A 25,425-nucleotide genomic window follows, 5' to 3' on the forward strand; every position below is an offset into this window, starting at 1 on the left:
GTGCACGCGTCTTCGACGAGCTCCACCGAACCTCCCATCGGAGCTACACGCGGTCGGAGATCATTCCTGGAACCACGCATGCCTTGACGCCTCCCACGTGCGGACTTGCGACCGGCCTGTCCCCCGCCGACCTCCGCAAGAGCAGCTGCAAGCACCAACCGATCCGCGCCGACAACGCCAACGACGCCACCCAAAGCAGCGACGTTTGATGGCAGTTGGGCTTCTGGGGCAGAATAGGAAGCTGTCGCACTTGCCCGTGAAGCTGGCTAGGACTTGTCCGCCCGATCATGTGACTATCCCCGGCCTTGGTCGTTAGTTCGGGCATGGGGCGGGGTGATCTCACGGATGCCGAGTGGGAACGGCTGCGGCCGTTCCTGCCGGTCAGCAACAGGCGTTGTGGCCGGTGGCGCGACCATCGACAGGTCATCGACGGGATATTGCACCGGGTTCGGTCCGGTGTGCACTGGCGTGACCTGCCGGAGCGGTTCGGGCCGTGGAAGACGGTCTACGAACGCCACCGGCTGTGGTCGGCCGACGGGACGTGGGAGCGCCTGCTCCAGCAGGTCCAGGCCGAAGCGGACGCGGCCGGCGACATCGACTGGGACATCTCCGTCGACTCCACGATCGTGCGGGCCCACCAGCACGCGGCGGGTGCCCGCACCGATCCGCCACCGGCTCTTGCGTCAAAGGGGGATGGGCCGGGCGAACACCAGGGCGGGACGCCGTGGCAGAGCCTCCTCGCCCGCCTGGTGGAGGTGGTGCTGGAGGCGAGGGCCTTGGCCGCTCGCGGGGCGGGTTCACCACCAAGGTCCACCTGAGCGCGGACGGCCGCTGCCGCCCGCTGTCCCTGGTCGTCACCGCGGGGCAGCGGGCGGACTGCACCCGGTTCGAGCCCGTGCTGGAGAAGATCCGCATCCCGCGGACCGGGCCGGGCAGGCCCCGCAAGACGCCGGACAGCGTGGCCGCCGACAAGGCCTACAGCAACGGACCCGTCCGCGCCTACCTGCGCAGGCGCGGCATCCGGCACACGATCCCGGAGAAGACCGACAGCCGGGCCGTCCGCCTGCGCAAGGGCTCACGCGGCGGGCGGCCACCGGGCTTCGACGAGGAGCGGTACAAGAAACGCAACACCGTCGAACGGGCCATCAACAAGCTCAAGCACGCCCGAGCCGTCGCCACCCGATACGACAAGCGTGGATACGTCTACCTCGGCACCATCACCGCAGCCGCCCTCGCCATCTGGCTCCGCACATGATCGACCGGACGGAACCTAGCTGTACTGACCACAGAGGTTAGTGACGGGGTTCACGACCTGGTGATCTTGAAATGAGTGAGGGCCTTCTGGCTCGGTGTGGATTGCGACATCTGCACCGGCACCCAGAAAGGCCCTCATGCCCCACCGTAACGCACCGCTGACCGAGACGGGACGCCTGCGTGTGGCCCACTGCGTGGTCGATGAGGTTGAGCCGGTTCGACTCCTCCGCCCGTCCTACGGGGTCGCGAAGGCATGGTCAGCAGCAGTGGACAAGTGAGACTTTCGCAAGCGGCGGAGCCCCGACGCTGCCGTCAACTACTGCCGTCAGGGCAACCGGAGGGCCCCTTGATGAGGCCCCCCGGTTACGGCGATCAACTATCCTGATTATTCAGATGCGTAACAGTCGATTTTGATTCCATTCCGGCGAGCAACTTCCCGAACACCCCTTACAACGCTCTCCATGGAGTGCTCCAATTCCTCCAACTTCGGAATTAGCTGGTCGATATTTGACTCGGCGGCCACGGCGGCCCATGCGGAACGGTACGCATCTTCCAGCTCTAGAACTTCCTCAATAATCTCTGCACGCCGAGCAAAGGTTAGGCCCACCGGGCCCTGCATCCCCATACTCAGCTGCGCCCTGACTGAGATCAGATCACCAAGGTGCCGAATGTGAGCGACACCAATCTTCCGACTCAGGAGAATATCAGCCAGCACCGCATCATGATGCTCATCGTTCCAGCTCACCATCACCCCTACCCTAGAGTCTTTCGAAGCGCGAGCATGCCCCGCGCACCCGCTGGTATATCTACTCCGCCAGCCCTGAGGACAGAAACGCAATATGTGACACAGCTATTATGGATTCCGTCATATCCGCCCATCGGGGCACCAATTGATTCGCGCTGGGCCTTCATAGCCGCCTCAACATTGGGAACATGGAACGTGCGCTCGATCACATTCGGCCCCAAGGGTTCGGCGTGCGCTCCGGTAGTCATTAGACCGCTCGGGCTTCCAGTTCCGTCCCAGCCATTTATCACTTGTTCAGTCTCAAGCGAAGTGCCATTTCCTTCAACACGGATAGTGGCGTGCTCCATATCCGCATCCCAGCGAACGGTCGCCTTGCCGTCGCAGTTATGGACCAAGATCGGCGTGGCCCCCGCGAGCACATAGTACGTGTGCTACGCGGCCCATCTCCACCTGCTTTTTCGCAGGTCAGCGGTGGTTTGACGGTCCGTCGGTGTCCGTGGATGTGCGCCGAAGTCCGTAGCTGTTGCCGTCGCCGCTGCCGTCAGAGGTGTAGACCAGTCGTGCTGTCGTCGGCGGCGGGCGTGATCCTACTGCCAAGCTCCGGGCTCGGCGTGGACGATGGTGCGGGTGGTCTGCTGGTACGACTGGTGACCGGTCTGCGCGCAGTGTCCGGCGATCCAGCGCGTCAGCTCCTCGGGGGTGTGTAGCTCGCCGGACGCGGCAGCACAGTCCCGTTCGTCGCCGGTGACGCAGACCGCCTCGAACGTCGGCAGCGCCATGGGGTCGGTCACGGTGGTCACGTGGTACTCGCGGAAGCGGTAGCGGGTGGCCTTGCCCATCAGCCTTCCCCCTGTTCGGCAAGGGGGCTGGCGTTCGCGGGCTCATCCTTCTCGGCCTCCTCCTGAGGCACCGGGATACGCCCTCCGCGCGACTCGGCGACCCTGAGCGCGTCCGCCAGGGCCTCGGTCAGCCGGCAGGCGAGCCAGCGGTACTCGATGGCCGACTGCGCTTTGGCCCCGGGGGCCAGGATGCCCCGGGCGTACTCCAGCAGTTCCTGGCCCATGCCGAGCTGAACGGTTTCGATGCCGTCGGCGAGCGTCGAGATGTAGCCCTTGCCGTCGGTGCTCAGGTAGCAGGGGCGTCCGTCCTCGGTGGTCCATGGCAGCAGGCGGGGTCCCGCCATGCCCGACGCCGCTTCGTGCAACTCCCTGCGACGCAGACGGTCTGCGTCGCTCCTCGGCATGCCCACAGTGAATCCCCGGCCTCGGTCGCTGGAACAGGACACGGCGACCGTAACGACCTGACTATCCGTCAATCCACGGAGCCAGCAAGGCAGATCGCAACACAAGGTCCGCGAACTGCCACGCTACGTAGCAGCTATCCGACGACGCCCAGGTAGCTGGCCATCTCGCGCATGTCGCTGGTCAGCGTGCGCTTGCGCTTGCTCAGGATCTCCTGCATGGTCTCGGCCGCCGAGTTCTGGTGCCTCAGCCACTCGGGGGCGGCCTCACGAGCGCGGGTCAGCTCGTCCATGGCCGCCGACAGGTCTCCGGTTCGCGTGTGGGCGCGCGCCATGTCCAGCGTGAAGCGGTTCCCGTCGTTCGTGCTGGGCCTGCCCAGTCGCTTCCACGCCTTCGGCGACAGCTCGACCTCCTCGGCCGCCTTGCGCACCACCGCGCGGGCGTCCCCGACGACCATGGAGTCTTCGAGCGCCTTGATGGCAGCGGTCACCGGTCCGAAGACGGACCAGTGCCGGGAGACGTTGCGGTGCGCCGTGCCGACGGCGGTTGCCGCCACCCGCGCCGCCCTGCGGTACTCCTTGGCCTCGTCCGGACGGTTGTTGCGTGCCGCCGCGGCTGCGGCCTCCATGGCCAGACCGCCCCACACCGCGTAGTGGTCCGGCTCGGCGCCGGTGATCTTCGGCTCCACCACGTCCATGCTCTGGGCCGCGATCCGCTCCGCCTCCCCCAGCCGGCCCTGCCGCACCAGCAGCCAGCACATGCAGCCGACTCCGGAACCGGCCGCGAGCATATCCCCGCCTTCCCGCGCGTCCATGATGGCTCCTCGCAGGGCCGTGTAGGCGATGTCGTACTGCCTCACCTGCGTGAGGTAGGTGCCGGCCAGACGCAACGCCTCGGCGCGGGCGAGCAGGGCCTGCCGGTGCTCTTCGCCGCTGTCGTAGTGGGCGACGGCCCGCGCCGCGTCCTGCAACAGGCCGGGCAGTTGGGCGGCGACGCTCTTGTAGCTGTCGGCGAAGTACAGCACCCGCGCGTCTCGAACCGTTCGCGTGTAGGCCCGCAGGTTCGGTTCCTCGCCCACGGCTTCGGCGTCCTGGTCCACGAGCCCTACCGCCGGGGTGAGTGCGGCGCGAAGCTGGATGAGGTTGAGCCGGTTCGGCTCCTCCGCCCGTCCCACGGGCTCCGGTGCGTCGGACGCGATGAGTGCCGCCGTGGGGATGCCCAGAGCGCGGGCCAGAGCGTGAAGGGTCTCCATGCGGACGGTTCCGCCTTGCTCGACCTTCCGGACGGTCGCCGGGGACAGGCCGGCCGCGTGGGCAAGTTCCTCTTGGCTCATCCCGGCGCGGCGCCGGTACTTCCGTACGTTGTCCGCGAGTTCCATCGTCATTTGCTCACCACCTCCAGCGCCACGGTACGCCTGGTGGGCGAACTGACCGGGGTCTCCGGGCAGATACCCACCCGAGACGGTGACTCACCGCCACGCGCGGCGCCGGAGCCTCCGGCAGGCTGCGGGCCTGAGCGGGACGGGTCCCTCGTCGGTCGGGCAGCTTCGCCGGACCAGGGTTCTCCGGGGGCCGCCAAGGCTCACCAGGTGACGCTTGCGCTCGGCCTTGGCGGTCCCCGGGGGTTCCTGGTACGCCTCCGGAGGCCGGCCGGCGAGGGGCACGACCCGCGACCCGCGACCATTCACCCCGACGGTGCCGCACCAGTGCTCGGCCCCCGGTCCCTCGGAGGGAGGGCAAGGGTTAACGTAGAGCTCTGCGGACCGCGCTTCTCTCGCTGGTGTTGCGCGCCCGGACGGGCGGGGGCGCCGCTGAGCGGGGCGGAGACAGGAGCGGGCGGCGGCCCCGCCGGGCCGGAGCGCGCGCGGCCCGCGACAGCGGGCCACCTTGATCCAGTAAAGAAAATCTGAACAGCACGGCCCGCCAGCCTCGCTCGTCCCTGTTCTGCTCTACCCGCGTCTCTCAAGTTCCTTGGTCAGACGGCTGACTTCGGCTTCCAGTTGCTTGCGCGTCTTCTGGAGCTGCGCTACCAGCTTCCGCAGGCGGACAAGCTCCGCAGCGTCGTGTTCCGCTGTCCGGGGTTCTTTGACACGTTCCAGCGGCACGTCAGCGGCCTGCTCCGGAGCCCTGACGGCCGGTGTCTTGCGGACGTAGCTGCCGCGGCCGAGGACGGAGTAGATCAGGTCCTCGCCCTTGAGGAGACGCAGAGCGTTCTGGACGGTTGAACTGGCGACTCCGAAGCGCTCTTGGAGGGCGCGCGCGGCCGGCAGTTGACTGCCAGGCTTCAACTCACCGTCAAGGATCTCCCTGCGGAGGATGTCGGCGACCTGGATGTAGGGCGGCCGGGAATCCTCCTCCACCGGCTCATCGAGCGTGAAGTCGTCGGCCAGCGTTTCACCTTCGCGCTCGGCGGCGCGCCGTAGGGACTCGATTCGGGCTTGGGCGAGCATCGTGCGCCGCAGGTTGTTGCGCCCGCCGCCAGTGTGGGCGACTGTGAGGACGCCTCGGGGGGTGCGGTGGACGAGGTGCTCGTGTGCCAGGTGCCAAAGCGCTCGTTCGACGGATTCGCTGTCGGTGGCGAACATCAGCTGGAGCTTGATGGGCTCGGGAAGCCTGTCCTCGAACTTCAGGCGCCCTTCGACGATCGCTTCGCGGATAGCCCAGATCGCTTGGAGGACGGGCGGCTCAGTGTTTCCGGGGCCGGCGGAGGCATCTTGTGTGCTGCCCTTGGCCTGCTCCCGCTCCGCCTTGGCCTGGTCGGCGATCTGCTGAATCTCCTCCAGGATGGCCTTCTCCCGGTACTCCTTCTCGTGGCTCCGGACGTAGCTGCCGCGCCCTTGGACCGAGTAGACGAGCCCTTCGTCCTTGAGTACGCGCAAGGCGTTCTGGACGGTGGAGCTGGCGATCCCGTACCTCTCCTGAAGCGTGCGCGTGGACGGGAGCTTCTCTCCGGGACGGATCCGCTCTTCGAGGATCTCGGCGCGCAGCACATCGGCGGCCTGGAGGTACGGCGGCCTGGGGTCCTCTTCGAGCGGCAACGTCATACACCGAGGGTAGCGGCGGTCCCGCACGGATGACACGCCCGTGCGCTCCTCTGTAGCGGGCGTAGTGGCCCAACAGTACGTGCGTATCGCATCGCCAAACTGCTCGACTGTATGACCGTTGCGCGTGTGCGACCCTCGCGCTATGGTTCAGGCGGGTCGAACACGTGACCCCCGAACAAGGGAACTGCCATGGCTATGACCAGGATTCGCGTCGGACTGCTGCCCTCCGCCGTCTGCATGACGGGCACCGACGCGACACCGAAGATCAAGGACCCGCAGACCGGAGAAATCGCCACCGACCGCGAGACGGGCGAGCACCTGTTCACGGTCACGGTGATGCTCATGGAGGAAGGGCGCGCGGAGATCATGAAGCTCACCGTCCCCCAGTCTGGCCTTCCCGACGGGCTCAAGCCGGGCGTCATGGTGCGCCCGGTGGACCTGTTCGCCACGCCATGGGCGCGAATCTTCAACGGCCAGCTCTCGGAGGGCATCGCCTACCGGGCGGGCCGCCTGGAGACGATCAAGTGACCTGCACTGTAGGGCAGTCGGCGTATTCGCTGCCCGTTCCGCCCGGCGCTGATAGCCGGTTCACCCTCGGGTTCATCTACGACGTGGAAGGCGTGAAGTGAAGGACGTGAACGAGACCGCCCCGGTCCTGATCGGGGCAGTCCTCGCCCTGACGGCCCTGTGGGCCGTGGTGAGCATCGTCCGCTACCTGCGGGTGGACCGTGAAACGCGGGCGAGCATCCGGCAGGGGATGCGCATCCGGTTCGGGTGGGAGCGGCTGGCCAAGATGGCTGGCCTGTCAGTGACGGACAAGACGCCGACGTTCCTGGCCGAGCTGGTCAGCCGTGAGGGCGAGGTACCCAAGCCCCGGGTCCTGGTCCCGCGTATCAAGGTTAAGCCGGACCGGTTCGGGGTGGTGGTGCGGGCCAAGTGCCTGCCGAAGGTCGGGCTGGAGGAGTTCCAGTGCTCGGCGCGCTTCCTCGCCGATGCCTGGCGCTGCACACGGGTTTCCGTGCTGCCGGACGGTCCCGGGCGGGTGGTGATCCGTGCCGTGCGCCTGGACCCGCTCATCACGCCGACCGAGCACGTCCCCACGGGAGCGGTGCCGGGGAGCCTGGACACGTGGGGTCTTGGGCTGGACGAGTACGCCGACGACGTCAGCCTGCCGCTGGCGAACGTTCCCGGCGTGACCGTGGCCGGCCTGCCCGGCTTCGGCAAGACGTCACTGATCAACAAGCTCATCTGCGACCTGGCCCCCTCCGACGCGGTCCAGTTCGCCGTGGCGGACGGCAAGGTCTCCACCGCCCACGAAGGGGACTACGCCGATCTGACACCCCGCCTGTTCGCCTTCGCGGGTGACGACCCGGCGGAAGCCAACGCGCTGTTCAAGCGCACGGTGAAGCTGCGGCGGGGCCGTTCCTCGTCCATCCGCGCCGTCCTGGGCGTGAAGAACATGTGGCACGTCGGTCCGTCCCGCATCTGGCCGCTGACGATCCTGATCATCGACGAAGCGCACACCTACTTCCGCGAGTACAGGGGCAACGACGCCGAGACGAAGAAGCTGGCGGCCCTGTCGGCGGAGAACGCCCGACTGGTCGAGGACCTGGTGAAGAAGGGCCGAAGCGTCGGGATCATGGTCATCCTGGCCACCCAGAAGGCGACCGGCGACGCGATCCCGACGTTTATCCGGGACGTGTGCCCGCTGGGGCTGTCGTTCGCGCAGAAGACTGCGGAAGCCTCCGTGGCCGCACTCGGGGACGACATTCGCAACTGGCCGGACGCGAACCCGGTCAACCTCCAGGACCCGGCCTACGTCGGGGTGGCCTCCATGGGAGTGCAGGGCCGTCGGGGCTTCACCCGCGTGCGCACGCCGTACGTGTCCGACGCCGACGCGGCCCGGATCGCCGACGACACTGCCCACCTGACCGAAGACCCGGCCGCGTACCTCGACGTCTACCCGGGCCCCATCGACTGGAAGCCCGCCTTCATGGACGACGACGCCGACACCCTGATGACCGAAGCGGCCTGACTTATCCAGTAACTCGCTATCAAGAAAGGAGAGTTGGCCTGATGGCCGAGGATCGCCTCACACAGCGCACCGTGACCGTGGTCATGGCGGTCATCGCCCTGCTGGCGTTCGTGTTCTCCTTCGGCAACGTCTGGGCGCTGGCCCTGCGCCTGGGGGTGCCCCACCTGGTCGCGCCGCTGATCGCCCCCATGGTTGACCTGTCCGTGATCGGGCTCCTCGTCGGTCTGCGCTTGCTGTCCCTGCGCGGCATCCCGCAGGAGGAGCTGAGGGCCCCGACGCGGTTGATGCACCTGTGCGGCCTGCTGACCCTGGCCCTGAACATCGCCGAACCCCTGGTAGCTGGACACTACGGCCGTGCCGCCGTCGATGCGGTCGCCCCGCTGCTGTTGCTCGGCTGGGGCCAGGTCGGCCCGCAGTTCCTCCGCCACTTCCACGCCCTGAGCGCCCCGAACCCGGCGGAGGCCCCTGTCCCGGTTCCGGCTGTGGATCACTTTCCAGACCCGTCCGCATCGCTCGACCCCGGACCGGAGCCCGTCCTCGTACCGCCCTCCAAGCCGACGCCTGCCCCGGCTGTGGTCGTCACCGCTGAGCCTGAGCCTGCTCCCGTGCCGGCCAAGACGACCGCGTCCGCCACGCTCCCGGCCGTCCCTGAGGCCCTGCTGATCGCTGCCCGGCGTATCGCCGAGACGCACCACGCCGAACAGGGCGTGCACATCACGCCCGGTCAGCTGAAGGACCGCTTGGGCGTCGCGCTGCCGCTGGCCACCGCCGCACACGCTCAGCTCTCCGCCTGAGCCCCGCCGGCCCCTGCCCCACCTGACCGGCCCCGCCCGACCGGGCTCGGCTTCCCATGCCCCAAGCAGCACCACCGCGCCTTTCTGACTGGCTGGTTGCTGCTCGGGGCTACCCACCCATAGAAGGGATGCGCCCCGACATGGTCGCCCTGGACCTGCGCCACGTGGCAAGCCCCGCCGTGCGGGACCTGATCCACCTGGTCAACCTGCCCGACTTCGACCGCGCACACCAGCAGATCGACCGCCTCGGCGGCTGCACCGAACCCGTGCGCCTACTCGGCCAGACCACCACCATCGACACGGCAACCGGTGAGGTACTGCGCTCCTACAACACCGCCGACGAGCCCACGGGCAGCCTGCTGACGTCCTGCGGCAACCCGCCGCGCCTCGCGCTGCCCGGCCTGCTCCCGCGTCTACGCCGCCGACACGTTCCAACTGATCCGGGCAGGCCTGACCGGTGGCAAGAGCGTGCCGGACACCGTCCGCACCCACCCCCGCGTGTTCGCCACGCTCACCGCGCCCTCCTTCGGCCCCGTCCACAACCGCCCCACCGACGCGGGCGGTGTCCTGCGGCCCTGCCGCTGCGGCAAGCTCCACGAACCCGCCGACGCGCTGCTCGGCACACCGCTGGACCCGAAGACCTACGACTACCCGGGCGCGATCCTCTTCAACGCCCACGCCTCCGCCCTGTGGGCCCGCTTCACCATCTACCTGCGCCGTGAGATTGCCGCCCGGCTCGGCCTGACCCAGAAGGCGGCCCGCGCCGCGCTGCGCGTCTCCTTCGCCAAGGTCGCCGAGTACCAGAAGCGCGGCCTGGTCCACTTCCACGCCGTGATCCGCCTCGACGGCCCGGACGGCAGCACTCAGCCCCCGCCCCCGTCCGCCACCGTGCCCCTGCTCGGCGACGCCATCCGGGCCGCCGCCGCCCGCGTCTCCGTCAGCGTCGTCTCGGACGCGGTCGGGGAACGCGAACTCACCTGGGGCGAACAGCTCGACGTGCGCGAGATCGCCGCCTTCGGCACCGACGCCGAACTCACCGATCACGCGGTCGCCGCCTACGTGGCCAAGTACGCCACCAAGTCCGCCGACTCCTCCGGCGCTCTCGACCGCGCCCTGTTCTGCCGACCCTGCCAAGGACGCGGCATGACCCTGGCCGCACACGGAACCCCGCTCCAGTGCACCGCCTGCGGCGGCACCGGACAGGCCCGGCCACTGCCCCGCCTCGCCGTCGAACGCCACGTGCGGCAAATGATCCGCACCTGCTGGGAACTGGGCAAGCGCCCGGAGTTCGCCGACCTCAAGCTCTGGAAGTGGGCGCACATGCTCGGATTCCGGGGCCACTTCTCCACCAAGTCCCGCTGCTACTCCGTCACCCTCGGCCAACTGCGCGACGACCGCCGCGCCTGGCGCACCGAACAGGCCCGCACCCACGCCGGCCTGCCCGACCTCGACCCGAGCACGACCCTCGTCATCGGCCACTGGACCTACCACGGCTCGGGCTACAGCCCCGGCGCGGAACTCCTCGCCGCCGCCGTGTGGCACCGCAGAGACCTGGAACGGCAGTTCACCGCAGAGGGCGGCTGCTGATGAGCACGCTGCGCCCGGCGCGGAGCCCGAACGAGGACCTGCTGACGGTCCCCCAGGTCATGGCCCGCCTCCAACTCGGCCGCTCCGCCGTCTACGACCTGCTCCGCACCCGGCAACTCGCCTCCATCACCCTCGGCCGCGCCCGCCGCATACCCACCCACGCCCTCACCGACTTCATCCGCACCCGACTCGAACAGGAAGCCGCCTGATGACCACACCCCGCGACACCCCCGCCTCCCGCCGCAGCCGCGCCAACGGCGACGGCACCGTCTACCAGCGCAAGGACGGCCGCTGGGAAGCCGCCGGATACGTCCTCGCCCCTGGCGACTCCCGCAAGCGCATCCGCGTCTACGGCATCACCCGCAAGGAAGCGCTCGCCAAGCTCACGGAGAAGATCGCCACGAGCAACCGCGGCGTCCCCATGGTCTCCGCCCAGGGCAGCCTGGCCGCGTACCTGACGTACTGGCTGGAGGCGGTCGCCGTCCACCAGCTCCGCGAGACCACCCACACCCGCTACACCGCCTGCGTCAACCAGTACCTCATCCCCGGCCTCGGCAAGAAGAAGCTCGCGAAGCTCGCCGCCAAGGACATCCGGAGCTGGCTGAACGAGCTGCGGACCGTCTGTCAGTGCTGCGCGCGCGGCATCGACGCCCGCCGGAATCCCGATGCCCGGGCTGGCCGCCAGCCGCGCTGCTGCGCTATCGGCAGGTGCTGCCGCAAGCGCCTCTCGCCGCTGACGCTGGCCTACATCCACTCTGTGCTCAAGTCGGCGCTGGAGCATGCCGTGCGTGAGGAGGAGATCCCGCGCAACGTCGCCCGCAACGTCCGCACCGGCACCCCCCGGTCCCGCCGCTTCGAACCCCTCACTGCCGACGAGGCCCAGCAGTTCATCGCAGTTGCACAGAGCCACCGCCTTCATGCGCTGTTCGAGCTCGCGCTGCGCACCGGCCTACGCAAGGGCGAACTCCTCGGCCTGCGCTGGGAAGACCTCGACTTCAACAGTGGCACCGCCACCATTCGTCGTACCCTCCAACGCACCCGCTCCGCCGGCCTAACCACCCTGCCAACCAAGACCATCAGCTCCGAACGCCGCATAGCTCTCCCCGCAGCCTGCCTCACCTCGCTGCGCGCTCACCGCACCCAGCAGGCCCAGGAGAAGCAGAGCGCGGGAGCGAACTGGAGGGACAGCGGCCACGTCTTCACCCGGCCCGATGGCCACCCGATCGAACCCGCCACCCTCACCCGTCACTTCAAGGTGCTGCTTCGCCGCTCTCGTCTCCGGGCGATCCGGTTCCACGACCTGCGGCACTCGACCGCGACCCTCCTTTTGGAGCAGGGCGTCGAACTCGTCGTTATCAAGGAGATCCTCGGACACGCCCACATCGGCGTCACCGCGACGGTGTACGCCCACGTCCGGCTCCGCCTCCAGCGAGACGCCATCGACCTCCTCAGCCGCGCACTCGGCAAGCCCTCCGAGGCCACCGCCGATCCTGACGACGGCGACGACCCACCGTCTTGTGCGGCCCCCGTCCGCTGACGTTGCCGTCAACTACTGCCGTCAGACTGCCCTGAGAGCGGAACACAGCCCCGCCGGAAAACACCGGCGGGGCTGTTATGTCACGGGCACACCCGAATGGTTTCCCGCGCGTACCAACCTCACAAGAGGGGCCAATACAGACTCGTTAGCGACGGATCTTTAAGCCCAGGCAATGCGCCTTAACGATTTTCCCCTTCCGCGAGCAGGGCTCGAAGACGCCTAACTTCATCAACAAGGCGCGGTACAGCCTCTCGCGCCATTGCAATGAAGGCCGCATTCTCATCCCAACGCTCATCGCCAGAGTCAACATAGCGCGGATGCTGAACCAATGTCGCAGCAACTATGTCTCGGTGATCAAAGTTCGGCCACCTCTCCGCCTGGCCAGTGTCGGGAACGGTACTCACTGCCACAAGATTCATGGCACGGTCATCATCCAATGTCCTGACAAACCAAGGCGCCGGAGTGGCCGCAGAGCACAGCTCCTCGATCTCATCAAGCTCATCTTCACGCATCAGGCCGCCTTCTACCAGCACTTTCGCTCGCCGGGGGTGGTCCGCAAGTTGTCGAGCGGACCACCCCCAAGCATGGTCAACTAATATCGTTCACTCGAATATCCGAGCCTATCAATATTTTTATAGAACCTCTTGTCGTTTGTGATAATCGACAAGCCGTCCTGGATTGCCGAATGCAAGACTGAAGCGTCATCGTCGGCAATCATTGGCGTGAAGGACTTACCCTTCCACATGGCCCTGAGGCGGCCCTGGAGAGAAGTGACACCGTCGCTAGTGGAAGCAGGTCCCATACGACCTCCTCGCTCCGACAGCCAGCTGCCAATACTGTCTGCCGAGTGCCCACCTTCGAGCAATTCTCGATGAGCGGTCGGTGAAAGTACCGGCGATCGTCCCGCCAAAGCCGCATCTACTTCAGCAGTCTTCGCGCCGGACAGCGCATCCGTCACAGCATTCGTATCAACTGCCACCTCGCCACAATTGTGGACCAGAATCGGGGTCGCCCCCGCGAGCACATAGTACGTGTGGAGGTCGGCGATGGTGAGGTCGTAGGCGACCTGAGGGGCGGTGTCGTAGTTCCTGACTGCCAGGACGGTGGGAGTGCGGCCGTCTATGGTGCGGACCGTGTCGCCGGGGGTGAGTTCGGCGGCGTTGGTCCACTGGCGGGTGGTCTCGTCCCAGAACGGGTGGTGCTGGGTGCTGGTAAGGGTCTCTACCGTGCCGGGTTCGCCGGTGGGGTCGCTGACCTGGAGTTGCAGGTCGGTGAAGTGCTCGTCATCCGGGGTTCGGATGGTGCGGATGACTGACTTGGACTCGGTTTCTCCCGTTGTCGGGTCCGTCGCCTGGACCTGGTCCCCGAGCTGGAGGGATTCGATCGTCTGGGTCGTGCCGTCAGCCAGGAGGACACGCGTGCCGGGCGGGAAGCTGTGTGTGGCACCTGCCTGGGAGTCATCACACGAGAGAATCGACAGCGCGTCGGACGTCGCATTGCCCAGGTCTTGGGCCTTGTCCGCTGCCTTGGCGGCTTTCCCGGCCTTTCCGGCCAGTGCGAAGAGTCGCTCGCCGGGGATAGCCCCTGCAAGGTTCTGGGCCGCGCTCGTGTAGTGGCCGTCAGCAGCGTCCATGACGGCAGATCCGACAGCGCCGATGGCACTCACACCGGGGATGAATTGCATCGAGTCGAACATCCCGTGGACGTTCTGCTTGAGCGAGCCACCCCGGTAGATGATGTGCATGTGCGGGCTTACGACATTGGGGTGCTCCTTGTTTCCGCTCCAGTGGTTCCAGTAGTTCTCCGTATAGGTGCCGTCGTCCTCGCGCTTGAACGTCTCGGTGTTGATGTTGCCCTTGGAGTCGTAACAAGTGCCGAATCCACCGCAGATTCCCTCGGGGCGCAGTCCGCTCGGGTCGCTGAGGTTGACGGGGTTGTTGTTGCCGTAGGCGTAGCCGTTGACCTGTTGCGGATCGGTGAGGTCGAGCACCGGGTCGACGGAGATGAAGCGGCCGTTGGCCGCGTCGTATTCGCGAGCTCCGAGGTGGGTGAGGCCGGTGGTGGCGTCGTTGGTGCCGCCGACGAAGCCTCGTTCGGTGGGCCAGGAGGCGGGCTTCTTGCCTCGGGGAGTGCCGAACGGGGTGGTGTCGCCTCGGGTGTAGGCGAGGTTGTCGGCGCTGATGGTGAGTTGGGCGGTTCCCTGGTGGTCGTTGATGAGGTAGTTGAGGCTGCCGTCGGAGGCCTTGACGATGGTGGCGTCGGCTACGGTGATGTAGCGGGTGCCGGTGACCTTGTTCGTGGTCTTGTCGAGCTTGAGCTCCTGACCGTCCAGGTAGAGGGTCACCGAGCCCGGCTCACGGCGCAGGAGGCGGTTGCCATTGGCGTCGTAGAGGAAGGTCGTGCTGTTGCCCGCGATGGTGGACTTGGCGAGGTGGCCCTCGGTGTCCCATTCCAGCGCCTGATCGCCGTCGGCGGTGACCCGGCGGACGGTGTTGCCGGCCTCGTCGTAGGTGAAGATGTCGGTCCGGGCACCGGTGCCGGTGATGTCGACACGGCTGAGGGCGTGGGGTCGGGTGCCTCCGGGGGCGGGGTAGGTGGAGGCGCGCTGGCTCTGGTCGGTCGGTGGGTTCTGGAGCGTCTGGGTGAGTTGGCTCCAGGGGGTCCAGCTGCCGGTGGCGTAGGCCCGCTTGGTGTAGTTGAGCGTTCCTCCGGCAGCGGCGATGAGCTTCAGATCACCGCCTGAGCTGACGACCGCGGCGGACGTGGGCTGGTTGAGTGGGCCGACGACCTGGCTGACGTTGCCCCAGCCGGCCCAGGTGGCGTCGGGCTTGCGCACGGTGTGCCAGATGCTCCCGCCGGCGATGGCGGCGACTTCGAGGCCGGCACCAGTCGCGGTTGCGGTGACACCGGTGGGCGAGCTGAGAGCGCCGGTGGCGCCGTAGACGTCGCCCCACTTCTGCCAGACGCCGTTGCCGAAGCGGATGGTGTGCCAGAGCCGGTCACCCGCGAGCACGATGACCTCGAGGCCGGAGCCGGTGGCCGCGCTGGTGACACGGGTGGCGCCGGTGAGACTGCCGGTCTCGCCGTAGACGTTGCCCCAGCCCGACCAGACGCCGTCAGGCCTGCGCAGGGTGTGCTTGAGCACGCCGTCGGAGAGGGCGAGGACCTCCAGCCCGGAGGCGGTGGCGGACAGGGACAGCTGGCTGGGGTTGGCGATGGGGCCGACCACACCGGTGACATCACCCCACCCTCCCCACCTGCCGTCGGCGCCGCGCAGGGTGTGCCAGACCTTGCCGCCGGCGACGGCCATGATCTGCAGGGTGTTGTCGGCCCACGCCGCCGCGACGTAGTCGACAGGGGCGGGCAGGGGCCCTGCCTGGGTCTTGTGCAGGTTCTCGAAGTTGGCCCACGTGCCGTCGGCGCGCTGCTGAGCCAGGTAGACCTGGCCGTCGGAGATCGCCACGGCGCTGGTCTGGCCGTCACCGGCGATGGCGACGGAGGTCACCTTGGTGGTGTCCATCAGCGGACCGGGGGCGGCACCGAAGGAGCGGTTGGTCGCCTGGGTGCGGTTGCCGGCCGCGTCATAGGCGTAGCTGGTCCAGTACGGGTCGATCCCGCCGACGTACGGGTCGGTGGTCGGGGTCGGTTTGGCCACGCAGTCGTCGGTCGCCGACCACGCGTTGGTCAGACGCTGGGCGAAGTCGTACGTGTAGCACTGGGTGTCCGTGACGGAGGCGTTGTCGCGGGCGTCACGGACCCGGGTGATGTTGCCGATCGGGTTGTAGGTGTAGGTCTTCTTGTCGAGGGTTCCCGGCCCGCTCTTCTCCCGGTCGGTCTGGACCAGCGCGAGTCGCTGGGTCGCGTCCTCATAGACATAGGTCTGAACGGCACCCGATCCGAACCGGCCGATGGTGCTCTGCTGGAGCTGGCCGAACGGTGAGTACGAGTTGCCCCGGGAGTAGACCTGGTAGCTGCCGTCGCTGACCGTGGTGGGCAACCCCAGCAAGGTGTAGTTGCGGTGGATGCCCTCCTGCGGGAGTCCGCCGCCGGCCGGGTAGGTCGTGGTGTCCGCCAGGCCGGTGATGGGCGTGTAGGTCTGGGTCGTGGTGTAGGTGCCGGCCAGGGGCCCTTCGCTGTCCGGAATGGTGACGGTGCTGCCCAGCGGCCGGGCCGCGCCGTCGAACCCGGTGACTGCGGTGGTGTACGCCTTGCCGTTCTCCCAGCGCGTGCTGCCGGTGGCCATGCCGTTGCTGTCGGGCAGGGTGTCGTAGGCCCACTCGGCCAACTTGGTTCCACTCGTGGAACCGTCGAACGTCGCTGTCTTTCGGCCGAGGATGTCGTAGGTGTAGGCGAGCGTCCTGCCCCGGGCATCGGTGACAGTTGCTACCGTGCCGTCCGGGTTGTAGGTGCTGGTGGTGGTGCCCTTGTCCGGATCGACCGCCTTGGTCTGGCGGCCGAGCAGGTCGTACTCCCAGGTCCAGGCGTTGCCTGCGGCGTCGGTGAACCTGGTGAGCTTGCCAGCCGGGTTGTAGGTGTACTTCAGGGTCTCGTACGCCGACGCGGACGCGTCGAAGTCCGGGCTTCCGGTCTTGTAGTGCCGCACCTCGGACGTTCGGCCATGGGCATCAGTGATCGTGAGCGTGGGGGTGCCGCCGTCGGGCGGGGTCGTCGCACCCCAGTTCACGCCGTAGCGCGTGGTGGAACGCCACTTCTCCACGTTCAGCGACTTGAAGATGCTGGCGGTGGGGCGGTCGAGGCCGTCGAACTCGGTCTCCGTCTGGGACGGGACCTTGTTGTCCAGGCCGATCCACAGCGCCGCTTCCGGCGCGCCGTCGGCGTGGTACGCCGCGTTCGCGCGGTAGACCCGCCCGTGGCTGTCGTAGAAGCTGTCGGTGATGTTGCGACCGCCGTTGTGGGCGGTGCTTCCTCCGTGCGCCTCCTCCTGGACCTGGCGCGGGCGCAGGAGGCCGTCGTACAGGGAGATGCTGGTGCGGTAGTCGCCGCCTTCCAGCAGGGTCCTGGTCGTGACGGCGGGCTGCTTGCCGGGTGCGATGGTGTACGTGTACGTCGCGTTGGGTGAGGCGCTCTTGTCCCGGCCCGGGTTCCACACGGCCGTGGTGCGGCCGAGGGAGTCGTAGTCGACGTGGGTGGTGCGGTTGTTGGCGTCGACGACCTTCACCGGGAGTGCGCGCAGGCCGTCGTAGGTGGTGGTGGTCGTGAACTGCTTGGGGTTGGTGGACTGGACGACGGTGGCCTGGGAACCGCTCGCCGGGGTGTAGGACGTCGTCGTTTCCGCGTTGTTGACGTCCTTGACGGAGGTGGCACGACCATACTGGTCGTACCCGGTGGTGCTGACCGTCAGGTAGTGCGCAGTGGCGCCGTCGTAGCGGTCCAGAGCCTCCGTCGCGGTGGCATAGCCCTTGCCCGGTTCGGGTGCAGACCCGAGGGGCCTGCCGTCATAGACCGTCCTGGCTTCGCTCGTGACGGTCGCCGGTGTGGCGTTCGCCGAGCAGAGCGTGCTGGTGGTCTGCACAGACCGGGGGTAGGAGATCAGCCAGTTGGCGGTGTCCGGGGTGACATAGGTGGTGCGGGTGCACTGTTCGTCACCGGTGACGTTCGTGTCGCCCTCGTCGGAGACCGTCGTGGTCTGGCCGTAGCCGTCGAAGGTGCGGCTCTCGCGAAGCGTGCGCGCCGTACTGCCGTCCGGCTTGAACGCGTTGGTGGTCACGCTCTCGGTGCGGACCATCGTGGCGGTCACCGGGGGCAGAGCCGCGGCCTCGGGCCGGCCGGATTCACCCGGCGGGGTCGCGGTGGGCTTGCCGTCCTTGCTGGGCAGGGCTTTCGCCGCCCGGGTCGCGGTGCTGTGCAGCCAGGGGGTGTTCACCGTGCTGGTGAGGGGCTTTCCGCCGTCCTGGTCGTAGACAATGCTCTCGCGGGCGAAGCCGGCGAGTTCGTTGCTGTCCTTGATTCCCTGGAGGAGGCTGACGGGGCGGGGCTGGCCGTTGGCGAGGGTGTCTCCGTCGAGGCCGCGGAAGTAGACGGTCTCGGTCAGGCTCTTGTTGGAGTCGCCTACGCGGGTGCGGACCCGCTGGTAGCCGCGGAAGTCGTTCCAGGTGCGCTCCTTGTCCGCGGTGAACTCGGAGTTGTCGCGCCGCCAGGCGGCCCCGTCGAGGTACTCATAAGCAGTGACCTTGTCGGGGGATCCGGAGCCGGCGACCAGGTCGTGCTCGGTGACCTTCTCCACGAGGTACTTGTGGAACCAGTCGAGGACCGGGTCGACCGCGCCGTCCGGGGTCCACCAGGTCGGGTAGCAGCGCCGGGTGTTGCTGTCCGGGGCGGGCAGGGCGCCGGCGACGCAGTCGAGGTCGGTGTACTTGATGTCGGTGTTGGAACCGGTCTCGGAGGTGACCCTGTTGACCCGGTACCGGTTCATCGGCGGACGGCCTTCGGCCGAGTCGACCCGGTTGGGGCGCAGGTCCCCGCCGAAGGTCACCGGCTGGAGCGTCTGCTGGGTGGCGCCTGCCTTGGCGGTGCGGGTGATGGACTGCAGCCACAGGGCCCGGCCGCCGCTGTCGCCGGTGGCGGGGAAGTACTGGTCCAGGGCCCAGGTGTCGATGTCCCGGTAGCTGCCGTTGCCCTGCAGGGCCTGGGTGCTGATGCCGGTCAGTCGCCGCTTGGACCAGAAGGTCGGGGCACCGTTGCGGCAGTCCTGGTCCTTGTCGCAGGACTGGTCGACCGGGGTGTCGTACCAGTTGGCGGCATTCGCCTTGGTGAAGGAGCAGTCGGTCGCCACGCACCGGTCGGTGGTGGAGAAGGTGACCTTGCTGGCGGGTGACGCGTTGTAGACCTGGCCCGCCCGATGGCCGTACTCGATGCGGTTCAGCGTGACAGCGCGGGTGTAGGCCGCGTCGGCCTTGGGGGTGCTGGTAGAAGCACCGCTGTTCTTGGCGTAGGCGTTCTTCTCCTGGTCGTAGAAGTACGCGATCGCGTTGCCGTGCGGGTCGACGACATAGTCCAGCTGCCAGCGCCAGGCCCGGTCGCGCGAGGAGTCCTTGAACGCCGGCGCATAGCCCGGCTCGCCGGGCTGGTTTCCGAACACGGGCACGGTCAGCGCCGCACCGGTCTCGGGCTTGCCGGAACTCCATCCGGGCAGACGGTTCTTTCCGAAGAAGTACTGGGTCCCGTCGGTCGTGGTGACCTTCCAGTACTCGTTGTCGGTATCACCGTTGGCGGTGTCCGCAGCGTTGCCGTTGAGCTTCTCGACGCGCGAGCCGTCGTCGTTGGAGAGCTTCCACGTGCCGCTGGCATCGTCACGCACCAGCGCGGAGCTACCGCCGTTCAGCGAGACCGTCGCGTTGTCGGACTTCCAGCACAGGTCACCTCCTGTGTCGGGAGCATTGCTGCCCGAACCCTTGTCGCCCGCGCAGGCGGTGTAGCTGCGTTCGATGAAGCCGGGGTTGTAGTCCCAGCCGTCGCCGATCCAGGAGGACTGGTTGTTGGTGGACGCAGTGCGCCCGTCGACGGCCGCCGAGGTGTAGCCGAGAGCGACCTGGGGAGTCAGGTCTCCGGGCACCGGAGGTACCTGGACGGGATAGGACCAGTTGAAGGAGCCGGTGTTGCCGCTCACGGACCAGGTGCTGGACGGGGCGAGTGAGGTCGCCTTGTAGTCGCCCTCCGGCCCCGAGGCCCCGGCCGTGGCGGCCAGCACCGTCGCTCCGGCGACCGACGTGCTCGCCGCCTGGGCGAGAGACGCCTTGACGGCGCTGCCGGAGGCAGTTTGACCGGCGGGAGCGGCCACCGCGACGTCCGCCGTGAGGGTCCCGGCCTTGGTGTCGTTCGAGGCGGCCAGCGGCGTGGCCGTGCGGCACTGCGGCTGGTCCGGTGTGGTCAGCGCGCACGCGGGGAGCTGGACGAAGGTCAGACGCGAACCCCAGTCGGCCCCGAACGACTCACGGAAGGCCTTGTAGTCCAACTGGACACGCGCCGTGTCCGGCGTGGCGTTGCCCGCCACCGGTTCGAGGTCGACCAGGACACCGTCGAGACCGACCCTCGCCGCGGCGGCCCGGTCCGACAGGCCCACCCGGACCTTGGACTGCCCACCCGCCGCCGGATCCTGCCCCGTGGAGGCCACGGTCAGCGGGAGGCCTGGTGCCTTCGCCTGCGGGGAATGCTTCTGCGCCGAGGCCGCCGGCAGGTCGAGTTCGGCCTTCCCCGGCTTGGGCCAGGCCGCGGCCGGAGGTGCGGTCGGGGGCTGAGGCGTCTTCGGGTGTTCCGCCTCGACCTTCGCTAGCGGGACCGACTCCGTGTGCTGGACGGGCGGCAGCTTGAACTCGCTGTCGGCCGCTACCGCGATGGCCGGTATCTGTACGGCCGCGGCCATTAGAGCCGTTACCGCGATGGGCGCGATCCTACGAAGCACTGGGCGTGTTATTGATTCGGACCGCCGCTTTCGCGGCCCGGGCGGTGAGCCCGCTTCGGATGGAAGCATCCGTTCATTCCTCTGGGTCGTGTCGTGCGGGTGCGATCGCACCCGGCGGGACGCTACCAAGGGCATCCGACGGAACGTCGGTTGATTGTTCGCCACACACCTCACCCAGGTGGTATTTATCTCTCTTTTATAACTCCTTCGCGCACCCGGCAATACTTCTCCGTATCGGAGTCATGCCACAAACAGTCACTTTGCCGCATAATGTCCCCTCCGCTTACTCACTCTCCGTGCCCGGTGATCACGATGTGGCATCCAATCCCTCTCACCCCTCAGCGAGGGCCATCTCACCCCCCACCGGACCGTCACCGATTGCTTGCATGATGAGGCGCCCGCGAACCACAGAGAAAGTGAAGGGGATGCACCATCACATTGCCCACCGAATAGGGCAAACGACCCGCAAGTCGGCAGCCGCGCTGGTCGCGGCGGCCGCCGTCGGAATCGCAGCCATGGGGCCGATCCCTGCTAGCGCGAACGCCGGAGGTCAATCCACGCTTTCCCCATCGGAAGCTCCTGAACAAGTAGCTCTATTGAGGGCGCGTCAGATTGGAAAGCCGGTCGAGATCACGGCCCGGCAGGACGAGTCGACCGATCTCCTGGCGAATCCGGACGGCAGTTTCACCCAGCGTCGGCATGCGCGGCCGGTCCGCGCCAACGTCGGCGGGCAGTGGAAGCCCGTCGATGCCACGCTGGAGCGCCGTCCCGACGGGACGATCGCCCCGAAGGCCGCCGTGTTCCCGATGGCCTTCTCCGCCGGCGGCAGCACCGCACTGGCCACCATGCGGAAGGACGGCAAGTCCCTCGCCCTCACCTGGCCGGCGCCGTTGCCGCAGCCCGAGTTGAACGGCAGTACGGCGCTGTACCACGACGTGCTGCCCGGGGTGGACCTGAAGGTCCTCGCCGAGGCCGACGGTTTCTCCCACCATCTGATCGTCAAGACCCGTCAGGCCGCCGCCGATCCGCGTCTGGCCCAGGTCACCTACGGACTCAAGACCACGGGTATCACCCTCAGTTCCGGCAAGGACGGCCGGATCGCCGCGACCGACGGCGCCGGTGGCACGGTCTTCACAGCGGAGGCCCCGCGGATGTGGGACTCCCACACCCCGGCCGCTGCTGCGCAGCAGCAGCCCACCGCCGCCCCCTCGCTGTTGGCCAAGTCAGCGCTGGCGGCAGCGCCGCGGTCCACCGACGACGCCCCGCCGACGCCCCCGGTCGCTCCTGGTTCCACTCCGCACGCTCCGAAGGCGATGGCCGCCGAGATCGATTCGGACACGCTGCGGCTGACCCCGGACGCCGGTCTGCTGCACGGCGCGGACACCGTCTTCCCGGTCGTCATCGATCCGACGTTCACCGACGGCTGGCGCAACCGCTGGGCGGTGGTGTACTCCGCCACGCCCAACGCCGGCTACCCGGACGGCAACGGCTGGAACTCGGACAACCCGCCGGACGAGCCGCGCGTCGGCTACAACGGCAGCGGCAACACCCGCTCCTACTTCGAGATGAACACCCGCGGCCTGGCCGGGGCCACCATCATGTCGGCGACCTTCCACGTGGAAGAGACCCACTCGTGGGGCTGCGACCCGGCCGCGGCGGGCAACACCGAGCTCTGGGCGACCGGACCCATCAACACCGCGACGCCGACCTGGAACAGCCAGGCCCCCTGGATCTGGCAGCTCGACGCCAAGGCCTTCGCCCACGGCAATCCCACCTACTGCCCCGGCGTGCAGGGTGTGGACTTCAGCACCGAGAACCTGCGCGCCGTCGTCCAGGGCGCGGCCGACCGGGGTGACGACAGCGTCACCTTCGGGCTGCGCACTCCGGACAACTACCTCGGCAACAAGAACAGCTACAAGCGGTTCAAGAACAACCCGTGGCTCGAGGTCACCTACAACCGGGCCCCGGTCCTGCACGACTACGCGGCCTGGGAGGGCCAGTGGACGCCCGGCAGCAGTAGCAACGTCAACGTGCCGTGCGTCAGCGACCCGGCCGCCTGGCCGACCGTCGGGCGCAATGACGTCGTCCTGACCGCGAGGATCTCCGACCCGGACACCGACGTCGCCCTGAGCGCCAAGTTCGAGGTCTGGGACCACGACACCGGGCAGTACGTCCAGGTCGATCGGGCCTCCGCTCCCAATGGAACGTGGGCCATCACGAGGCTCGGCTGGGCCAAGATGCGTGACGGCGGCCGCTACAAGTGGCACGTCCAGGCCGAGGACGGCATCGTCGGCTCGGGCTTCGGCCGTGAGTGCGGCTTCAACGTGGACGGGACTGCGCCGTCCAAGCCGACCGTCACCTCCGCGGACGGCCACAGCATCGACGTCGAGGACGTGCCCGCCCGTGCCCCGCGCACGGTCAAGTTCGCCTCCAGCGACCAGTTCGGCCTGAAGGGCTTCTGCTACTCGCTCAACAAGCCGCTGCCCGTGGTCAACCAGGGCTGCGGCGGGACCTGGGTGAACGCCGGCCCGGACGGCACAGCCACAGTATCCATCACGCCCACCGTGTATCCCACCAACCGGCTCACCGTCCAGGCCATGGACAAGGCCGGCAACCTCTCCCCCTACGACGGCTCGGACGGCGGCCCGAACTCCAGCACCACGCTGATCACCACCGCATTCCCCGATTTCGTCCACGACGCCACCGATCCGGCGCTGGCCCGCGACCGCCCTGGTGACCTGACCGGTGACGGGCACGCCGACCTGGTAGCCGCCACCAGCACCGGCGAACTCGTCCTCTACCCCGGACACGGCGACGGCACCTTCGACCAGCCCCGGACCGTCGCCAGCCCTGGCTGGTCCGGCGCCCAGATCACCCACCGGGGGAACTTCACCACCCAGAACCCGGGCCAGACCGAGGACGGCTACGAGGACTTCCTCGTCAAACAGGGCACCCGGCTCTACCTCTACCCCGGCAACGGCCTGGGTGCCCCCGACGAGTCCAAGCGCAGCGAACTGCTCCACCCAAGCGGTGGCGACTGGTCCGGCACCAGCCAGATTCTCGCGGTCGGCGACCTCGATAACCGCCCCGGGAACGACCTGATCACCAAGGACAGCGACGCCCTCGTCCTCTACAGCGGCTCCGGGGAAGGGCCTCTCGCCACTGGGACCGGCACCAACAGGTTGAAGCCCGGCACCGTCGTGTCCGCCTCCGGGTGGGCCGACTACGACGTGCTCGCCCCCGGTGACGTCAACGGCGACGGCATCCCCGACCTGCTCGCCCGCCGCAACACCACCGACCCGAACGACGGCGAGTACGGGCGCGTGCGCCTCGTGCCCGGCGCCCGCAACGCCGACGGCCTCGGGTTCCAGGCCGCCGCCCCCGCCGCCGGCACGGTCTACGCCACCGGCTTCGACCCTCAGCACCGGCCGCTGATCACGGCGCCGGGCAACCTGCACGGCAGCGTCGCCGACAGCGGCAAGGGCTACCGGCTGTTCACCCCGGCCCCCGGCCAGACCACCGGTGACATCCTCGCGACCACGCCTGCCGACCCCGCCACCCCGGTGGCCTACGCCGCCGCCGACGGCAGCGCGCAGACCACCACCTGCCCCACCGGCTGCCTGCTGATGTACCCGGGAACACCCACCGGGCTCGGGTTGCCGCGCCTGGCCGCCCAGGGCGGCCTGCTGCACGTCACCACCGCGCTCGACGGCGGGCAGAGCCTGCGCAGCCCGGCCACGGCGATGACGCGCGCCGCCAACGGCACTCTCGTCGCGGTCAAGGTCAACGCCGACGGCAGCCTGTGGGGCACCAACCAGACAGGCACCGCGGGCGCCTTCCGCAGCTGGTACCAGCTCAGCGGCTCCGGCGTCCACACCGGTGACCCGGCACCGATCCTGGAGCCGGCGACCAACGCCGTGCACGTGTTCGCCCGGACCCGTGCCGGCCAGATCGTCGACTACGCCCAGACCGGGGCCACCTCGTCCTTCAGCCCCGCGGTCACGGTCGGAAGCTCCGCGCCGGTGTTCGCCCGGGACCCCGCCGTCAACCTCGCCGCCAACGGCAGCATGCTCGTCACCGCCGTCGACACGGCGGGCGACCTGTGGGCCACCAACCAGACCGCCCTCGGGGGCCCGTTCGGCCCCTGGTACAAGGTCAGCGCCAGCGGTGGCCTCACCGGCCGGGCCGCAACCGTGCTGTCGCCCGCGGGGGGCGGCACGCTCAACCTGTTCGCCCGCACGACGAACGGACACATCGGCTACTTCGGCCAGAGCAGCCCCACCTCGGGAATCGGCACCGGTGCGTACCTCGGCACCACCTCACCCGACTTCGCCGGCGACCCGAGCGTCACCACGGCCTCCAACGGCACCATGGTCGTCGCTGCCATCGACGTCAACGGCGACGTCTGGGCCATCGACCAGGCCGCGCCCGGGACGGCGTTCCGCGAGTGGTACAAGGTCAGCGTCAGCGGCGGCACCGGCGGCGCCACCAGCATCGCCCTGTCCCCCGGAGCGGGCGGCACCGTCAACATCGTCGCCCGTACGAGCAACGGACACATAGCCCTGTTCGGCCAGGGCAATCCGACCACCGGATTCAGCACCGGCGCCTATCTCGGCAACCAGAGCATGACCTTCGCCGGAGACCCCCGCGTGACACTCCTCGACAACGGAGCCATGATCGTCATGACCACCGACGTCGCAGGAACCACCTGGGCCATCGACCAGGCCGCCGCAGGAGAATCCTTCCGCTCCTGGTACCAGGTCTGACCAC

The 25,425-nt window shown here is 68.3% G+C and carries 13 protein-coding genes and 2 pseudogenes; 8 read left to right on the top strand and 7 right to left on the bottom strand.

Features of this window, described 5'->3' with window-relative positions; genetic code table 11:
* The first annotated feature begins 323 nt into the window (after positions 1 to 323).
* Positions 324 to 1,255: pseudogene (locus tag ACIQI7_RS12940) on the top strand (IS5 family transposase).
* Positions 1,256 to 1,639: 384 nt separating this feature from the next.
* On the opposite strand, the gene ACIQI7_RS12945 reads toward ACIQI7_RS12940, so the two are convergent.
* The 5 genes from ACIQI7_RS12945 to ACIQI7_RS12965 form a co-directional block, all read right to left on the bottom strand.
* Complete coding sequence (locus ACIQI7_RS12945) at positions 1,640 to 2,002, bottom strand: hypothetical protein (protein ID WP_401108322.1); 363 nt, start codon at positions 2,000 to 2,002, stop codon at positions 1,640 to 1,642.
* A 584-nt stretch (positions 2,003 to 2,586) separates the two neighbouring features.
* Positions 2,587 to 2,838 carry a hypothetical protein gene (locus ACIQI7_RS12950; RefSeq protein WP_401108325.1) on the bottom strand — a complete coding sequence of 84 codons (252 nt, stop codon included), beginning with the start codon at positions 2,836 to 2,838 and terminating at the stop codon, positions 2,587 to 2,589.
* Positions 2,838 to 3,242 carry a hypothetical protein gene (locus tag ACIQI7_RS12955; protein WP_401108328.1) on the bottom strand — a complete coding sequence of 135 codons (405 nt, stop codon included), beginning with the start codon at positions 3,240 to 3,242 and terminating at the stop codon, positions 2,838 to 2,840. The genes ACIQI7_RS12950 and ACIQI7_RS12955 overlap by 1 nt, the downstream gene beginning before the upstream one ends.
* Before the next feature lie 134 nt (positions 3,243 to 3,376).
* Positions 3,377 to 4,624 carry a helix-turn-helix domain-containing protein gene (locus ACIQI7_RS12960; RefSeq protein WP_401108331.1) on the bottom strand — a complete coding sequence of 416 codons (1,248 nt, stop codon included), beginning with the start codon at positions 4,622 to 4,624 and terminating at the stop codon, positions 3,377 to 3,379.
* 564 nt (positions 4,625 to 5,188) lie between these two features.
* On the bottom strand, positions 5,189 to 6,283 hold the full coding sequence (locus ACIQI7_RS12965) for a GntR family transcriptional regulator (RefSeq protein ID WP_401108334.1): 1,095 nt from the start codon (positions 6,281 to 6,283) through the stop codon (positions 5,189 to 5,191).
* A 195-nt stretch (positions 6,284 to 6,478) separates the two neighbouring features.
* Here ACIQI7_RS12965 and ACIQI7_RS12970 point away from each other — a divergent pair, with 195 nt between their 5' ends.
* From ACIQI7_RS12970 to ACIQI7_RS12995, 6 genes and pseudogenes are all read left to right on the top strand, one after another.
* On the top strand, positions 6,479 to 6,811 hold the full coding sequence (locus ACIQI7_RS12970) for a hypothetical protein (protein WP_401108337.1): 333 nt from the start codon (positions 6,479 to 6,481) through the stop codon (positions 6,809 to 6,811).
* Between the two features lie 106 nt (positions 6,812 to 6,917).
* Positions 6,918 to 8,318 carry a cell division protein FtsK gene (locus ACIQI7_RS12975; RefSeq protein ID WP_401108340.1) on the top strand — a complete coding sequence of 467 codons (1,401 nt, stop codon included), beginning with the start codon at positions 6,918 to 6,920 and terminating at the stop codon, positions 8,316 to 8,318.
* Between the two features lie 41 nt (positions 8,319 to 8,359).
* Complete coding sequence (locus tag ACIQI7_RS12980) at positions 8,360 to 9,112, top strand: DUF2637 domain-containing protein (protein ID WP_401108341.1); 753 nt, start codon at positions 8,360 to 8,362, stop codon at positions 9,110 to 9,112.
* Between the two features lie 140 nt (positions 9,113 to 9,252).
* Positions 9,253 to 10,699 (top strand): annotated as a pseudogene (locus ACIQI7_RS12985) (replication initiator).
* The gene (locus ACIQI7_RS12990; RefSeq protein ID WP_401108344.1) at positions 10,699 to 10,908 is read left to right on the top strand and encodes a helix-turn-helix domain-containing protein; all 210 of its coding nucleotides are present in this window, start codon (positions 10,699 to 10,701) and stop codon (positions 10,906 to 10,908) included. The pseudogene ACIQI7_RS12985 and the gene ACIQI7_RS12990 overlap by 1 nt, the downstream one beginning before the upstream one ends.
* On the top strand, positions 10,908 to 12,236 hold the full coding sequence (locus ACIQI7_RS12995) for a tyrosine-type recombinase/integrase (RefSeq protein WP_401108347.1): 1,329 nt from the start codon (positions 10,908 to 10,910) through the stop codon (positions 12,234 to 12,236). The genes ACIQI7_RS12990 and ACIQI7_RS12995 overlap by 1 nt, the downstream gene beginning before the upstream one ends.
* Positions 12,237 to 12,415: 179 nt before the next feature.
* Here the strand turns inward: ACIQI7_RS12995 and ACIQI7_RS13000 are convergent, their stop codons facing one another.
* Positions 12,416 to 12,748 (bottom strand): hypothetical protein, encoded by a 333-nt coding sequence (locus tag ACIQI7_RS13000; RefSeq protein ID WP_401108350.1) that lies wholly within the window; start codon positions 12,746 to 12,748, stop codon positions 12,416 to 12,418.
* 80 nt (positions 12,749 to 12,828) lie between these two features.
* Positions 12,829 to 20,616, bottom strand: a complete 7,788-nt coding sequence (locus ACIQI7_RS13005; protein WP_401108353.1) for a polymorphic toxin-type HINT domain-containing protein — start codon at positions 20,614 to 20,616, stop codon at positions 12,829 to 12,831.
* 635 nt (positions 20,617 to 21,251) lie between these two features.
* Here ACIQI7_RS13005 and ACIQI7_RS13010 point away from each other — a divergent pair.
* Positions 21,252 to 25,421, top strand: coding sequence for a hypothetical protein (locus tag ACIQI7_RS13010; protein WP_401108356.1), 4,170 nt, complete (start codon positions 21,252 to 21,254; stop codon positions 25,419 to 25,421).
* Positions 25,422 to 25,425 lie beyond the last annotated feature (4 nt).

Origin of the sequence: Kitasatospora sp. NPDC092039 (assembly GCF_044756065.1) — a bacterium.
Lineage (GTDB): Bacteria > Actinomycetota > Actinomycetes > Streptomycetales > Streptomycetaceae > Kitasatospora.

Excerpts from the sequence above, each read along its gene's own strand:
- ACIQI7_RS12970 (WP_401108337.1), top strand. The coding sequence starts at position 6,479 with ATGACCAGGATTCGCGTCGGACTGCTGCCCTCCGCCGTCTGCATGACG.
- ACIQI7_RS12965 (WP_401108334.1), bottom strand. The coding sequence starts at position 6,283 with ATGACGTTGCCGCTCGAAGAGGACCCCAGGCCGCCGTACCTCCAGGCC.
- ACIQI7_RS12960 (WP_401108331.1), bottom strand. The coding sequence starts at position 4,624 with ATGACGATGGAACTCGCGGACAACGTACGGAAGTACCGGCGCCGCGCC.
- ACIQI7_RS12955 (WP_401108328.1), bottom strand. The coding sequence starts at position 3,242 with ATGCCGAGGAGCGACGCAGACCGTCTGCGTCGCAGGGAGTTGCACGAA.
- ACIQI7_RS12945 (WP_401108322.1), bottom strand. The coding sequence starts at position 2,002 with ATGGTGAGCTGGAACGATGAGCATCATGATGCGGTGCTGGCTGATATT.
- ACIQI7_RS13005 (WP_401108353.1), bottom strand. The coding sequence starts at position 20,616 with ATGGCCGCGGCCGTACAGATACCGGCCATCGCGGTAGCGGCCGACAGC.
- ACIQI7_RS12990 (WP_401108344.1), top strand. The coding sequence starts at position 10,699 with ATGAGCACGCTGCGCCCGGCGCGGAGCCCGAACGAGGACCTGCTGACG.
- ACIQI7_RS13000 (WP_401108350.1), bottom strand. The coding sequence starts at position 12,748 with ATGCGTGAAGATGAGCTTGATGAGATCGAGGAGCTGTGCTCTGCGGCC.
- ACIQI7_RS12950 (WP_401108325.1), bottom strand. The coding sequence starts at position 2,838 with ATGGGCAAGGCCACCCGCTACCGCTTCCGCGAGTACCACGTGACCACC.
- ACIQI7_RS12980 (WP_401108341.1), top strand. The coding sequence starts at position 8,360 with ATGGCCGAGGATCGCCTCACACAGCGCACCGTGACCGTGGTCATGGCG.
- ACIQI7_RS12995 (WP_401108347.1), top strand. The coding sequence starts at position 10,908 with ATGACCACACCCCGCGACACCCCCGCCTCCCGCCGCAGCCGCGCCAAC.